The sequence below is a fragment of the Enterococcus sp. PLH-Efm8 genome, from assembly GCF_053011625.1.
Genome location: NZ_CP172568.1, coordinates 2,076,365 through 2,090,521 on the forward strand (window position 1 = coordinate 2,076,365; position 14,157 = coordinate 2,090,521).

The window sequence follows — 14,157 nt, forward strand, 5'->3', positions numbered from 1 at the left end:
AAAAGATACCACTTAGTCAGTGGTACCCATATTTTTTACTTTGATCAACCTTGTTACTTCTGCGCGCTCGTTTTCTTCCAGCTTCATACGAATATAATAGATCGTTTCTTCTAATTGAGGGATCGTCATATATTCTAATGCATTGACTCGCCGACGTGTCTTTTCGATTTCACTCGCCATCAGTTGACAAGTTTTTTCGATTTCTGTCAGTTCCAAAAGTTTTGGAAGCAGGGTAGTAAACCGATCGATTGACCGATCCAGTTCGGCACTGGAATTCAAATACCCGTATTCCAAAGGTGTGTCTGTCAGCTGTTCATCATATTCAAAATTCATCACAGGTACTTTTACACTCATGATATTTTTGTCTACGATAGACAAATCAACGTTTTCCGCCGGCAAAACAAATAATTCTTCGATGAAAGGTTCCGTGATCGAAGCATTTGCCAATACAAAATCAGACATTGCTTCTGTCATAGACTCTTCCATTTCTTGACGCAGCTGGTTGTTCTTTCGAATCAACAGGATGAATTGACGCATCAGTTCATCTTGCTTATCTTTTAATAATTTATGCCCTCTTGTGGCAGTTGTCAACTGTTTTTTCAATCGAGTCAATTCCATGCGGGTCGGATTCACATTCAATCGTGCCATCAGAACTCACTTCCCTTCTGGCAGATATTTGTCCAGCATGTCGTCTTTGATTCGTTTTAATTCGGTTCTTGGCAACATCGATAGCAGTTCCCACCCTAGATCAAGTGTTTCAGTAATCGAACGGTTCGTGTAGAATCCTTGATTGACATATTCTTTTTCAAACCGCTCAGCAAACTTCGCATAGATCTTGTCTACATCAGATAAAGCAGATTCACCTAAAACTACGGCTAATTCTTTTGCCTGTTTTCCTTGTGCATAGGCTGCAAAAAGCTGATTCATCGTAGCTGCATGGTCTTCTCTTGTCTTTCCGGGTCCAGTTCCCTTATCTTTTAACCGCGAAAGAGACGGGAGTACATCAATTGGTGGCTGAATCCCACTCTTGTAAAGCTCTCTAGTCAAGATGATCTGTCCTTCTGTAATATAACCAGTCAAGTCAGGGATTGGATGAGTTTTATCGTCTTCTGGCATTGTTAGAATCGGAATTTGAGTAACCGATCCTTTTAGTCCGCGGATTCTTCCTGCTCGTTCGAATAAAGTAGCTAAGTTCGTGTAAAGATACCCAGGATATCCTCTTCTTCCTGGAACTTCTCGCCGTGCTGCAGAAATCTCTCGCAATGCCTCTGCATAGTTGGTCATGTCTGTCATGATAACCAAAACATGCATTCCCTTTTCATAAGCAAGATATTCTGCAGCAGTCAAAGCCATACGAGGAGTAGCGATACGTTCGATTGCAGGGTCGTTTGCTAAATTCATAAACATGACAGAACGGTCGATTGCGCCCGTTTGACGAAAATCTTCCATGAAAAATTCAGCTTCTTCAAAAGTGATTCCAATAGCAGCAAAGACTACGGCGAAATCATCTGATGAATCGAGTACCGTTGCTTGTCGCGCGATCTGAGCAGCTAATTCTTTATGAGGAAGACCAGAGCCAGAAAATACTGGTAATTTTTGCCCACGAACTAATGTATTCAAATGATCGATTGCAGAGATACCTGTTTGGATAAACTCATCTGGATAATCCCGAGCTACTGGATTGATTACTTCTCCGTTAATATCCAAATGCTTTTCAGGCAGGATCTCTGGTCCGTTATCTTTCGGTCGTCCCAAACCATCGAATACTCGACCGATCATGTCTTCCGATACACCTAGTTCTAAAGGATGGCCTAAAAATCGTACAGAAGAGTCACGTAAATTGATACCACTTGTTCCTTCGAATATTTGGACCATTGCTTTATCTTCTTGGACTTCCAATACTTGTCCACGACGAATCTCGCCATTTTGCATACGGACTTCGATTAATTCTTCATATTTGACACCAGCAACTTTTTCAACCGCCATCAATGGACCGACGACTTCACCGATCGTACGATATTCTTTAATCATTGCTCATGCCTCCTTCTGAAACGATCGTTTGCATCGTTTGCTTGATTTCACCAATAATTTGATCTAGTTTTTCTAATTCTGTTTCCGGGATATATTTGCTTCGTCCGATCCTTTCACGAATCGATACGGTACCGTCCATGATCTCACTTAAATAAGCACCTAACGACAACGCACGGCGTCCTTCTTCACCAAAGGTCAAGATCATCTTCAACATTTTGAATTGTTTCTCTCTTGAAGTGAATGTATCGACATCATCAAAAGCATTTTGCTGCAAATAATCTTCACGAATGGATTTTGCCACTTCTAATGTCAGACGGTCATTATCTGAAAGGGAATCAATCCCTACCAAACGCACGATTTCATTCAGCTGCTGTTCTTCCTGCAAAATACGCATGCCCTCGGTGACCATGGATGCCCAGTCAGCTTGAAGGATATGATCCATATACTTCCCTACTTCTGTTGAATAAAGAGAATAGCTTTGTATCCAATCGATCGAAGGAAAATGTCTTTTTTGGGCTAAACTGGAATCAAGACCCCAGAATACTTTTACGACCCGCAATGTATTTTGTGTGACTGGTTCCGAAATATCCCCTCCAGACGGGGATACAGCACTGATTGCGGTTATACTTCCTTCGCGACCTTCTGATCCTAATGCAATGACTCTTCCAGATCGTTCATAGTATTCCGCAAGCCGTGAACCAAGATAAGCTGGATAACCTTCATCACCAGGCATTTCTTCCAAACGTCCGCTCATCTCACGAAGTGCTTCTGCCCATCGTGAAGTGGAGTCTGCCATGATAGCAACGTCATAACCCATGTCACGGAAATATTCCGCAATTGTGATTCCCGTATAGATAGAAGCTTCTCGAGCTGCTACTGGCATGTTTGATGTATTAGCAATCAATACCGTACGTTCCATCAACGATTCTCCTGTATTAGGGTCAATCAATTCAGGGAATTCATTTAAAACATCCGTCATCTCATTTCCACGCTCGCCACATCCCACATAGACAACCATGTCCACATCGGCCCATTTTGCAATTTGATGCTGAACGACTGTTTTCCCTGCACCAAAAGGACCAGGTACAGCTGCTGCTCCTCCTTTTGTCACTGGGAAGAATGTATCAATCACTCGCTGTCCAGTGATCATGGGTGCATCCGGGTTTAATTTTTCTTTGATTGGCCGACTACGTCTTACTGGCCATTTTTGAAGCATCGTCAAATTTTTGTCACCATTTTCGGTTTCAATGACACATACTGTTTCATCAATAGTGAATGAACCTTTTTCGATTGTTTTGATCGTTCCTTTTATCCCATTTGGCACCATGATTTTATGTTTTATAACTTTTGTTTCTTCTACGATCCCGATAACATCTCCAGCACTCACCGTTTCTCCGGCTTCTACTGTTGGTTCGAACCACCATTTTTTCTCATGGTCCAATGCGGGCAATTGAACTCCGCGCCCTAAGAAATTACTTTGTGTGATTTCCATAAAGGTATCTAATGGCCGTTGGATTCCGTCAAACATTTGTGAAATGATCCCTGGTCCTAATTCAACAGATAAAGCTTCACCAGTAGAGCGAACCGGTTCGCCTGGACCAATTCCAGAAGTCTCTTCATATACTTGAATAGACGCCACATCGCCACGCATCTCGATAATTTCTCCGATAACTCCTAGATCTCCCACTAGACACATGTCTTGGATACTGGCATCAGACATGTTCTCAGCCATTACAAGAGGTCCGGAGACTTTTATGATTTTTCCAATTTGCAAAATTTCTATCTCCTTTTCATACTATAAGATATTTTGACCTACTGCTTTTTCTACGTTTTTTTGAATTTCTTCCAGCCCTATCCCTAATGATCCTTGATGATTGGGAATCAATACGATAGCAGGTATCATTTGTTCCTTGTAACGTTCGATCGTTTCTGGGCTCAATGCTGCACATTGCTCTGTGACATAAATCACGCCATACTCATTCTTTGCCATTTCTTCAATTGCCTGACGAACGGTTTGCTTGGTTGTACCATAACGAACATCAAAGCCAAACAATTTGAATGGCAAAACAGAATCTTTGTCGCCAACTACACCGATCTTATGCGTCATAGACTTGTCTCACCCGCTTTCTGATTGTTTCTGATTCGAAATGGCTTCTTTTGCCGATAACCAGTAAACGAAGGTTTTTGCTTTCTACCTCTTTTGCGTTCAAAAAGGCTAGTAGTGGCAGTGGTCCGAAAGCCTGGGTTTGTGCTTCTTGATACAATGAACTTAGATAATCATCTTTCAACTGTTCAAGCTTTACGAGATCAATATTTCCCTCACGGATGACAGGGCGCAGAAAATCAGCATAATCTGTCTCTAATAGAAAATTCGTGTAATCTTCCATATCTTTATCTACAAAGTTCAAAAATACTTCTTTTTCGATACTTCCCGAGCTGGAAAGTACCGTCGTCATGAACCCATATGTTCTTTTCTGCAATATTCCTCGAGCCATCGTTGTGATATTGGTCAAGTCAATAAAAGCAATGACTTCTGTCAGCAATTCTTGATATCCTAGCTTATCGGCAAGCCGTCGCTGCTCTGTCAAAAACTGTCGATCATAAATCACGTCAATTCCCTGAAGAATGGTAGACTCTTCAAAATAATCACGTACTTCTCGTATACTGTCCATAATGCTTTCAGGAAGTTCATTTGAAACTTGCGTATGAATGGCATCCTTCAAGGTTTCTAATGAATAAAATCCATCGTCGATATACAAATGGTCCAGATTTTGATTTGTCATCTCAGCTTTTGTCAAAACCTTCAGATTATGGAAAGTATAACGCATCGTATAGATCCAAACGATTTCAGGCTCCGGTGCTGATTCCTTTAACCAGCGAAATAGACGGCTCTGCTCCTTTAAAAGATTCTGTTCGAAGTCATATTCATATCCGTCATAAATATATGGACTGTAAATCGTGGATTTCAATATTTCACCAAGTGCTTCGACAGAATTTGTTTGAATCATCCGTTCAAATGTCTCATTGGACAAAAGTTCAAGCTCTCTTCCGCGAATCAAGGGATTTAGTTCGTGGTATTCCATACACTGATCCCTCCTTATTCGAATAATTGATTGGCAATCTCAAAACTCATCGTTCCTTGGATATCTTGTACAAGGCTGCTGAAAAGAAAATTATACTGAACTCCTTGATCGTTTATCAGAAAACCCGCTTGATCAGCAACAGTTTCATCACTTAAAACCATCATAAAGGGAAGTTCATTGTTCCATTCATCCAACAACGTCTGAGAAAGATAGGCTGCTGATTTTTCTCCAGCAATGAATGCTACTTTTCCTGTCAAAGGTAATGAATACAATGCATTTTTGATAAACTGGATTTGTTCAGATTCATCCCAATTTTCCATTTCAGTTACCGCATCTGCAAACAATCGTCTTAAAAATTCCTGCTTCGCATTCAAATTTTCTTGTCGTACTTCTACTTGCTGGCGATTCCTTAGCTGACGGTATTTTTTTTCGAGTAATTCGATTTGTTTTTCTTTTTGTTTTTGATGTTCTGTTTCAACTTGCGTACGTTTTTGTTCAAAGTTTTGATCGATCTTCATTCGCTCTTCTTGTTCTAACGCCGCTCTTTCCTGCTCTGCTGCTTCGTTCATCTGAGAGATGATTTTTTCAATGGCGTTCATCTGCTTTTCCTCCTTTATGCTTAGGCATTCAACACTAATAGGAAGGAAATAACGAAACCTAAAATCGCGTATGTTTCAACCATCGCAGCAAAAATGATTCCTTTTGTAGCATGTTCAGGTTTTTTCGCTAAAATTTGAATACCTGCCGCTGCGACTTTTCCTTGGGCAATACCTGAAAACAAGCCTGTAAAAGCAATCGGCAGAGAAGCACCTAGAAAGTTCAGTCCTTGTACAACTGACATGTCATTTCCTAAGTTGATAAAAATCAAAAAGGCAATAACGAATCCATACAAACCTTGCGTGCCTGGAAGCAATTGCAGAATCAGAGCCTGCCCGAATTTTTCGGGTTGACTTGTTGTCAATGCTGCTGCTGCCTCACCTGTCATTCCAACACCTTTAGCTGAACCGATCCCTGAAAAAATCGTCGCTGTTGCCATCGCTAATACCGCAAATACCATTCCACCATTTTGACTAATTAAGTAATCCATCATTATATAAAAATCCTCCAATTATTTATTGTTTTTTTTCTTGTGATTGATGTTGACGTATTTTTCCGCCGTTTTCAGCGGATCAAAGGCACGTCCGCCTCCTGTATAAAACTTCCCAAAAAATTCGACATACTGCAATCGTGCGCCATGGACATAGGCACTTAGCAGTGTCAAAAACATATTCAGTGCGTGTAAAGCGATGATCAAAAGGATCCCTACACTGAATCGAGCAGCTGGCGGCATGAAAGCAACTAGCATATTGAATGCCGCTCCAATACTTCCGCCTGAAATACCCAATGCCATCAAACGTGTATAACTGACTAAATCACCGATATAGCCGGTCAGTCCGTAAAGATTATACGCACCTTTGGCAGCACCTTTGACTTTAGACGGCGTTTGGATAATCGGAACGATCAAGATACATAAGGCAGCAATGATCGATAGCCCAGCGCCAAGGTAAACAAATGCTGTATTTTTTATCAACATGGCACCAACCAACGCAATAACGATCCCAATTAGGATCCCTTGCCAGGCAAATCCATCACTGACAGCACTCAAGTAATCTTTTCTCCTGATATTTTCCTTTGCTGCCACAAATAATCCAACCAAAATCTGTATCAGACCGAAAATCACGGATAAAATCAAAATCGTATTGACGTCATCCGTCGTAGATAGGATTGGGAAAGGCAAGCGGATGCCAAACAGTTCTTTTGGTAATGACTGTCCGAAAAATGAACTGTAGATCAATCCCCAGATGATCGATGGTATCGAGAGAATCTCAAAGAATTTTACGAAACGTTTCATCCCGCGTGGTAGAACAAGTAGTTTTTGAGCTAGTATTGTCCCAATGAGCATCAGCAAACCATAACCAACATCTGCGACCATCATCCCGAAGAAGACAAGATAAAATGGTGTCATCCAAGGTGTTGGATCTACTTCTTCATATTTTGGCAGACTGTACATTTCAGTCAGCAATTCAAAAGGTTCGACAAGCGGATGGTTTTTCAATTTAGTAGGGACTTCCTGCTGAATCTCTTCTGAGTTTGGTGTTTCGAAACTGACGTATATATCTTCTTCTGATACGGTTTCGTTTAACACATGCAGCAAATTCTGTTTTTCTTCTGCATCTACCCAACCTTGCAAAACGATCAGATAAGTCGCATGGATAAACCGTTCTTTTATTTTTTCTCGTTCTGCAACGGCAAGTGTGACTTCTTCTACCCATTCAAATTCTTGGATATAGCCACTGCACTGACCTAACGCTGTCGTTATCTTCTTTTGCTGCTCGTGAACAATGGATAATTGCTGCTTGGTCTCTTGCAGTTTTTCTTTAGGATTTTGTTCATAAGGATACGTTTCTTTATTGAACCCGTATTTCCCAGCAATTTCTTCTATAACAGCAACTGATTTTTTTAAAGCAACATACGAAAGATAAACTTGTTTTGGCGTATAATCTATTTCTTCCATATAAACGTCATCAAGCTTACTCAGTTCTTCCTTGAAACTTTCAAAATTTGCTGCACTCACAGTCCCCATCTCAAAAATGGTCGTCTTACTTGCATACATACTTGGAGCAATATCCAGCTGTTGCCAATGAAGAAGCCATTCTTCCTCTTCTTCTAAACGATCACGTTCTTCAGTTAGTTGTTCCCACTTTTCTTTTAAATCAAGGACTTCTTTCAATTTATTTATGAAATTTTCTTCGGAATAATTGGCTTCCAAATCTTGTAAGGAAAGTTCTTGACGTTTCAAATGGAGTTTCTTTTGACGGCTATCGCCGTGGTGTTGTATGAATTGGATAGCTTCTTGGATGTCTTTCAACCGATTACCTAAAGCGCTTAATTTTGCTTCTTTATCAATAATCGTGGTATCTGGAAAATACTTCTCCACCCACTGGTTGTTTGTTCTATTTTGATACAGATCCCGGATTTCAACGTTTTGGATTCCTTGTACTGCTTGTAAAATCCTCTCCTGATTTCTTTTATCTGAAATGAGGGTCACTTTTTCCATCTTAGTGACGGCCATAAGTTTCTTTCACCCTTTCAATGATCGCACCGATCGCTTGACTCTGATGCTTTTGATATTGATCTTTCAAAGTTGCTTGCACCTTGTCTGCTTCTGCTTTCAATTTCATTTTTTCTTTTTCTAATTCTTGTATTTCAAATTGTTCTTTTTCTTCCACCAACTGTTTTAGTTGTTGTCGATAGTTTGTTTGGATCGTTTCCAATTCCTGCTCTTTTTCTGTTGCATAGATCTTCAGCTGCTGCCGCAGTGTTTGAGCACGCTTTTCATTTTCTTCTTCTGCTTTTCGGATTTGTTCCAAAGCTTCTAACACTTGCTTCACTTCCTTTCGATTTAAAAAAGAGGTACATGCTTTCTTTTTTCATTGAAAGTATGTACCTCTAAAGATAACTTAGTATAGGCAGGCCCCTTCAATAAAATGTCCTTCTCACCCCTTGAAGAACTAGATCCTTGAAGCTTACGCCCAACCTTTTTATTTCTGCTTACTTTTTATTATAACAAATTAAGCAATATTTTCAACTATCGTCATGAATTTCACACGAAATTTCTCTTTACAGATAGTAACACAGCAAGAACAGATAAGTATAGGGGCAAGTCTTACATAGTTTAATTTTTTTTAAATCCTTGTTACAATAAGTCTACTTTAGGGGGAATACAAATGAAACCAATCATCGGCATTGCCGGAAATCAACTGATTCGAGCAACAGATACTTTCCAAGGAAATCAAGTGAGCTATACACCGCAAGGATTCGTGGATGCAGTTTTAGATGCTCAAGGATTGCCTCTTATTCTGCCAGTCATGTCTCCAGATTCAGCTCCTCAACTGATTGGACAAATCGACAAACTTATTCTTGCAGGTGGTCAAGATGTCAGTCCACAACTTTACATGGAAGATCCTCATCCAAAGCTAACGGAAACAAATATTCAACGAGACCAATTTGAACAGGCACTGATCTTGGAAGCATTGAAACAAAGAAAACCAATTTTTGCAGTCTGCCGGGGACTCCAACTATTGAATGTCGTTTTGGAAGGTACACTTTATCAAGATCTTTCATTATATCCAAAGTGGTCAGTAAAACATGAACAACAGCCCACTGCCCCGCAATTTACGACTCACGAAGTCAAGATTGTTTCAGACAGTTTGTTAAGCAACCTTCTCCCCGATCCATATTTTGTGAATTCTTACCATCATCAGGCAGTCAAAGATCTTTCACCTTTATTAAAAGCCATCGCTTTTTCTAACGATGGACTCGTTGAAGCGGTTCAAAGCAAAGATGATATGCATAAAATCCTCGGTGTTCAATGGCATCCGGAACTTACCCACCGTGTACATCCATCTGAACAGCGCTTATTCGATTTCTTTGTGAATGAATTTTAATAGACTTTCTGAGGGGGTTGTGAAAAAGCTGTTTAGTTTCGAGTATTAAGAAAAATTTTGTGAAAATGGCTTTTCACATTTTTGCATAAATTTGGCTTAATACCGAGAAACTGGCTTTTGAACACCGTTTATACCAAGAGGTCGTGAGCCTGCCGTTCAACTCTGAGTCACAAGGAGCAATTTCAAAAAACAGCTTTTCATGTTTGTTGAATAGTGTGACTTGTGACCGAGGAGTTGGCAGAAGAACACCGTTTATCCGGAAAAAGAGACTGCGACACGACTTTTGTCTCAGTCTCCAGTCTATGGAACAATGTTCACTGGAATTCTTCTCAATCGTCCTTTCGATAGTCCAACAGCCTTTTGAGCTGGGTAATCTGCTGCTGCAGTTCCATACCTTTTGTTGTATCACGATTGAGTTTGCGTGGTAGTTGCTGTTCGATTACTTTTTTCACATTTGTTTGGTCGGATTTTTTTGCAAATTGTTGTTCAATAGGCAAAAACGGATAATGTGTCACGATTTGGAAACCATAAGAATTGCATAATAGTGAATAACCGGCAATTCCTGTCGTTTTTTGATAAGCTTTGGATAAACCTCCGTCAATGACAAATACTTTTCCATTTGCTTTGATCGGTGACTCCCCTTTTTTTACTTTTACTGGCGTGTGCCCATTAATGATTGCTGACCCTTCTTCTTTTGTGTCGAATTCTGCTAAAATTTTTTCACTGAACCACTCTTCATCTCGCAAGTGATAATAAGGATTGCTTTTCTCGACGTGCGTATGAGGCTCTGTGAGAAAATAACGTTCAAAAGTCGCCATTTTACTCTTGCCGAATAAAGGCGAAAATGGCCCACTCCACGCATACCAAATCAAATCGGTTGCTAAATCTTCTTTTGCAGTCAGATCTTTTGCGCTTTCAGTTATCTGTTTTTCAAAAAAGCCCAGCAGTTCTTTTCCGCGATAAGATTGGTCTAATTCAAATGCTAAGAGCTGTCCCTTCTCGTCTACAGGTATACAGCCATGAAACAGCACATGCTGATTGTTCGTGAGATACATTCCCCCTTTTTCGATCAAAAACGTCATATGTTTTTGCATTCTCAAAGAGTGCTGGAATGAATACATCAAACTATCAATCACTTTTTGTTCCTCTTCCAAGAATTTTTTTGGATCATCTGGCTGGATCGTTTGAAAACAAGTTCCTTTCAACTCATAGAGCTGACCTTCTAAATCAATCGTTGATGCTTCATAGTCGATTTTTTCCAGCAATTTACGATCGTCCATTTTAAATTCAGGTCGACGATCCAATAACTGATGTTCTGATTTGAATTGAAGGATAGAAAGTGCCTGATGGATTTTTTCTAATTCTTCTTGCTCTCTTTCGGATAGATTTTTACTGTTTTTAGGCGCAAATACTGGATTCTTCTGATAAGTTTGATGAGCAAAAGAAAACAATGGACGTAAATTCAACCCATATTCTTTCTCTAATTCAAATAAATAATTATAGCGTGCTGCAATCCGTAAAAGTGTCAGTAAACATGCCTCAGAGCCGCAATACGCACCAATCCACAAAATATCATGATTTCCCCATTGGATATCTACAGAAGAAAAATCCATGATTCGATCCATCACTTTGGCTGCTTGAGTTCCTCGGTCAAAAATATCTCCAACGATATGCAAATGATCGATGACAGATTTTTGGATCGTCTGTGCAAGTTTCGTTAAAAATTTTTCTTCTTCCTTCATCAAAACAAGTTGTTCAATGATTTTTTTTACATAGTCTTTTTTTCCATTGATACGGTCATCGATATACAAGAGTTCCTCAATGATATAGCTATATTCTTTCGGCAATCCTTTTCGAACTTTTGACCGGGTATATTTGACTGTCGTAAACCGTAAAAGATCGATCAAATGATGGATCAGCTGCGATTTATCTTGTTCTTTGTACCAATCAGTCGTTAATGCATATTCTGGATAAGCCGTAAAAATAGTGAATTGGCTGATATCCGTTTCCGTCATTTGTTCAGAAAAAAGGTCTTTGATCTTTTCTTTAAGATTTCCTGAACCGATACGCAGAATATGATCAAAAGCAGGAAATTCGCCATGTATATCACTCAAAAATAACTCTGTTCCTTTTGGAAGCTGCAAAATTGCTTCGAGATTGATGATTTCCGTGATGACATCCTCCGTTGAGGGGAATTTTTCTGAAAGTAAATCTAAATAACGGTCCATTAAAACGCCTCCAAAAATTGGTATACTCAATATTATAAAGTTGTTATACACTATTTTCAATGAATATATATCCAATATAGTAAAATAAATAAAATAGGTCTATACAAAAAGAAGCTGGGAACAATAGATGTCCAGCTTCCTTCTGTATTTTAGGATTGTTTTATGCTTTTTTTCGTTCATTCCTCATAATTGAAATCGATTGTTTCAATGAACTCCATAATCCGCCTTCGCTATAAACGAGTACATTCGATTTGTACATGTTTGCAGACAAGATCATCAATAAGAATGTTACGGCTACAAGTACCAACAAGGAAATCAATGCTCCACCCATACCGACTGTCTCATTTGCTAAGCGAATCGGCATAATATATGAAGATAAGAATGGAATATACGAAGTGATCCGAATAACGATATTGTTTGGATCTGAAGCTCCTAGTATCAATCCAAGCATGTATCCGCCTAGAGATAGATAAGTCACTGGCAAAATTGCTTTTGCTGTATCTTCTGCTTTGTTGACCAAAGAGCCACATAAAGCTGCTAAAACAGAAAAAATCAAAATGCCAAAGATCATGAATAGAAGAGAATACCACAAGAATGGTCCAATCAAGTTATCCAATGAGATACCGTCTAATATATTTTTGACCATTTCCATATCTTTGAATTGACTGTATCCTATACCAAAAATAATACCGTATAATGCCATTTGCGTTAATGCAACAAGTAAAACACCTGTTAATTTTCCGTAAAAATGCTTTTGTGCAGTCGTACTGGACAGGATCACTTCCATGATCCGCGTGCCTTTTTCAGAAGCGATCTCTTGTGCAATGATCTGCGCATACGTCAAAATAATAATGAACAAGACAATCGTTGCTACATAACTTACGACGTATTGGACTGTCGAGTTATCTTCTCCGACTGTCATTTTTCCTTTTGAATCAAAATTGACTTTTTGTCGAGTCAAACTTGCTTGTTGGCTCAAGCTAGCTACTTCTTCTGGTGAAATGCCTAATTGACTCGCTCGAAGCATCGATTGCAAGCCAGTCAGTTGTTGTTGTATCAGTAGTTGTGTACTTTGTCCTAATGAATTTTCGCTATAAAGCATCCCATTTATCTTATCATTCTCAGTTGAGACTACTAAATACGCATCGATTTTTTCTTCCGAAAGCTCTTTTTGTGCTTTTTCTTCAGAATCAACTGCTTTGAACTCAAAATCATCTGTTTTGACTTGGCTCATTTGCTGACTGATTTGCTCATTATCAGCCAATACGCCGATTTTATTGACATCACTATTTTGTTGAGCAAAGTTTCCTGCTACATAAATGATACCCAGCATGATAAAAGGGACTAATATCATGATCAAGAAAGAAATCGACTTAACATTTTTTAAATAGACATCTTTGGTAATAATCCAAAACTTACGCATCGATTTCACCTGCTTTCAATTTGAAAATCTCTTCCAAAGTTGGCGGTTGCTGGTTAAACATAGGAATGTAGCCGAACTGAGTCGCACGAGTAAAGATTTCTTTCCCAGCTTCAGGATCTTCTAAGGTAATCTCTAACGTATTGTCTTCATGAAGGATCACTTTTTTCACGCCTTCGATTTCTTCTACTTCCTGTTGGCTTAAACCAGATTCCAAGAATAACTTCGTACGGCCAAATGATTCACGAATCTCATGTACTTTTCCATTCAAAACCATTTTTCCGTTTCGCAACATGATCAAATGATCGCAGATTTTTTCTACATTATCCATATTGTGGCTAGAAAAAATGACACATGAACCATGTTTTTTCAATTCCAATATTCCATCTTTTAGCAATTCAGCATTTACCGGATCTAACCCGCTGAATGGCTCATCCAAAATGATCAATTTAGGTTCATGGATTAACGTGGCGATCAGCTGGACTTTTTGCTGATTTCCTTTAGACAAAGATTTTACTTTATCCGTCTTTTTCCCTTTTACCTGAAATTTTTCCATCCAAAAGTCGATTTTTGGTTCAATCTCTTTTCTTGATTTCCCTCTAAGTTCTGCAAAATAAAGCAGTTGGTCTTGAATCGTTACTTTCGGATAAAGTCCCCGTTCCTCCGGAAGATAACCGATGACATCATAATCTTTCTCCCCAAGATGATGGCCATTCCATAACACTTCTCCTTGGTCTTGTGTCAAAAAATCCAAGATCAAACGAAAAGTCGTTGTCTTCCCAGCCCCGTTTTGGCCAATTAGCCCCATGATTTTTCCATCGGGGATTTGGAAAGAGACATGATCGACAGCTGTGTAGTTCCCAAAAGTTTTAACAAGATCCTTGACTTCTAACATTTCTTCACTCCTT

At 39.3% G+C, this 14,157-nt stretch carries 13 protein-coding genes and 1 other annotated feature; of the genes, 1 reads left to right on the plus strand and 12 read right to left on the minus strand.

Annotated features, from left to right (window positions below):
- Positions 1-12: 12 nt before the first annotated feature.
- The 9 genes from ACIFUW_RS10315 to ACIFUW_RS10355 are packed head-to-tail and all read right to left on the minus strand — an operon-like array spanning position 13 to position 8,545.
- Positions 13-648: a V-type ATP synthase subunit D gene (locus ACIFUW_RS10315; protein ID WP_002295103.1), complete on the minus strand. Its 636-nt coding sequence runs from the start codon at positions 646-648 to the stop codon at positions 13-15.
- A 6-nt stretch (positions 649-654) separates the two neighbouring features.
- Positions 655-2,031 (minus strand): V-type ATP synthase subunit B, encoded by a 1,377-nt coding sequence (locus tag ACIFUW_RS10320; RefSeq protein ID WP_002292842.1) that lies wholly within the window; start codon positions 2,029-2,031, stop codon positions 655-657.
- Positions 2,024-3,805: a V-type ATP synthase subunit A gene (locus ACIFUW_RS10325; protein ID WP_002295101.1), complete on the minus strand. Its 1,782-nt coding sequence runs from the start codon at positions 3,803-3,805 to the stop codon at positions 2,024-2,026. The genes ACIFUW_RS10320 and ACIFUW_RS10325 overlap by 8 nt, the downstream gene beginning before the upstream one ends.
- Positions 3,806-3,826: 21 nt before the next feature.
- Positions 3,827-4,138 carry a V-type ATP synthase subunit F gene (locus ACIFUW_RS10330; RefSeq protein ID WP_002292844.1) on the minus strand — a complete coding sequence of 104 codons (312 nt, stop codon included), beginning with the start codon at positions 4,136-4,138 and terminating at the stop codon, positions 3,827-3,829.
- Positions 4,128-5,114: a V-type ATPase subunit gene (locus tag ACIFUW_RS10335; protein ID WP_002295099.1), complete on the minus strand. Its 987-nt coding sequence runs from the start codon at positions 5,112-5,114 to the stop codon at positions 4,128-4,130. Before ACIFUW_RS10335 ends, ACIFUW_RS10330 begins: the two co-directional genes overlap by 11 nt.
- Before the next feature lie 14 nt (positions 5,115-5,128).
- Positions 5,129-5,713: a V-type sodium ATP synthase subunit E gene (locus ACIFUW_RS10340; protein WP_002295097.1), complete on the minus strand. Its 585-nt coding sequence runs from the start codon at positions 5,711-5,713 to the stop codon at positions 5,129-5,131.
- Between the two features lie 20 nt (positions 5,714-5,733).
- A complete protein-coding gene (locus tag ACIFUW_RS10345; RefSeq protein WP_002292848.1) occupies positions 5,734-6,204 on the minus strand; it encodes a V-type ATP synthase subunit K in 471 nt (156 codons plus the stop codon).
- Positions 6,205-6,222: 18 nt separating this feature from the next.
- Positions 6,223-8,226 (minus strand): V-type ATP synthase subunit I, encoded by a 2,004-nt coding sequence (locus ACIFUW_RS10350; RefSeq protein ID WP_002295096.1) that lies wholly within the window; start codon positions 8,224-8,226, stop codon positions 6,223-6,225.
- Entirely contained in the window at positions 8,213-8,545 is a 333-nt protein-coding gene (locus tag ACIFUW_RS10355) for a hypothetical protein (protein ID WP_002349065.1), read from the minus strand. The genes ACIFUW_RS10350 and ACIFUW_RS10355 overlap by 14 nt, the downstream gene beginning before the upstream one ends.
- Before the next feature lie 99 nt (positions 8,546-8,644).
- Positions 8,645-8,692 (minus strand) — a sequence feature (sodium ion sensor (DUF1646 type); this cis-regulatory element may regulate processes involved in with the transportation of sodium ions).
- 189 nt (positions 8,693-8,881) lie between these two features.
- Here ACIFUW_RS10355 and ACIFUW_RS10360 point away from each other — a divergent pair.
- Positions 8,882-9,601 (plus strand): gamma-glutamyl-gamma-aminobutyrate hydrolase family protein, encoded by a 720-nt coding sequence (locus ACIFUW_RS10360; protein WP_002300438.1) that lies wholly within the window; start codon positions 8,882-8,884, stop codon positions 9,599-9,601.
- A gap of 329 nt (positions 9,602-9,930) precedes the next feature.
- On the opposite strand, the gene ACIFUW_RS10365 is transcribed toward ACIFUW_RS10360, so the two are convergent.
- From ACIFUW_RS10365 to ACIFUW_RS10375, 3 genes are all read right to left on the minus strand, one after another.
- A complete protein-coding gene (locus ACIFUW_RS10365) occupies positions 9,931-11,829 on the minus strand; it encodes a fructose-bisphosphatase class III (RefSeq protein WP_002295093.1) in 1,899 nt (632 codons plus the stop codon).
- A 160-nt stretch (positions 11,830-11,989) separates the two neighbouring features.
- Entirely contained in the window at positions 11,990-13,252 is a 1,263-nt protein-coding gene (locus ACIFUW_RS10370; protein WP_002295092.1) for an ABC transporter permease, read from the minus strand.
- Entirely contained in the window at positions 13,245-14,144 is a 900-nt protein-coding gene (locus ACIFUW_RS10375) for an ABC transporter ATP-binding protein (RefSeq protein ID WP_002295091.1), read from the minus strand. Before ACIFUW_RS10375 ends, ACIFUW_RS10370 begins: the two co-directional genes overlap by 8 nt.
- Positions 14,145-14,157 lie beyond the last annotated feature (13 nt).

What these genes read in the sequence shown, in the direction of transcription:
- ACIFUW_RS10360 (WP_002300438.1), top strand. Translation starts at nt 8,882, where the DNA reads ATGAAACCAATCATCGGCATTGCCGGAAATCAACTGATTCGAGCAACA.
- ACIFUW_RS10350 (WP_002295096.1), bottom strand. Translation starts at nt 8,226, where the DNA reads ATGGCCGTCACTAAGATGGAAAAAGTGACCCTCATTTCAGATAAAAGA.
- ACIFUW_RS10335 (WP_002295099.1), bottom strand. Translation starts at nt 5,114, where the DNA reads ATGGAATACCACGAACTAAATCCCTTGATTCGCGGAAGAGAGCTTGAA.
- ACIFUW_RS10340 (WP_002295097.1), bottom strand. Translation starts at nt 5,713, where the DNA reads ATGAACGCCATTGAAAAAATCATCTCTCAGATGAACGAAGCAGCAGAG.
- ACIFUW_RS10370 (WP_002295092.1), bottom strand. Translation starts at nt 13,252, where the DNA reads ATGCGTAAGTTTTGGATTATTACCAAAGATGTCTATTTAAAAAATGTT.
- ACIFUW_RS10320 (WP_002292842.1), bottom strand. Translation starts at nt 2,031, where the DNA reads ATGATTAAAGAATATCGTACGATCGGTGAAGTCGTCGGTCCATTGATG.
- ACIFUW_RS10345 (WP_002292848.1), bottom strand. Translation starts at nt 6,204, where the DNA reads ATGATGGATTACTTAATTAGTCAAAATGGTGGAATGGTATTTGCGGTA.
- ACIFUW_RS10330 (WP_002292844.1), bottom strand. Translation starts at nt 4,138, where the DNA reads ATGACGCATAAGATCGGTGTAGTTGGCGACAAAGATTCTGTTTTGCCA.
- ACIFUW_RS10375 (WP_002295091.1), bottom strand. Translation starts at nt 14,144, where the DNA reads ATGTTAGAAGTCAAGGATCTTGTTAAAACTTTTGGGAACTACACAGCT.
- ACIFUW_RS10315 (WP_002295103.1), bottom strand. Translation starts at nt 648, where the DNA reads ATGGCACGATTGAATGTGAATCCGACCCGCATGGAATTGACTCGATTG.
- ACIFUW_RS10365 (WP_002295093.1), bottom strand. Translation starts at nt 11,829, where the DNA reads ATGGACCGTTATTTAGATTTACTTTCAGAAAAATTCCCCTCAACGGAG.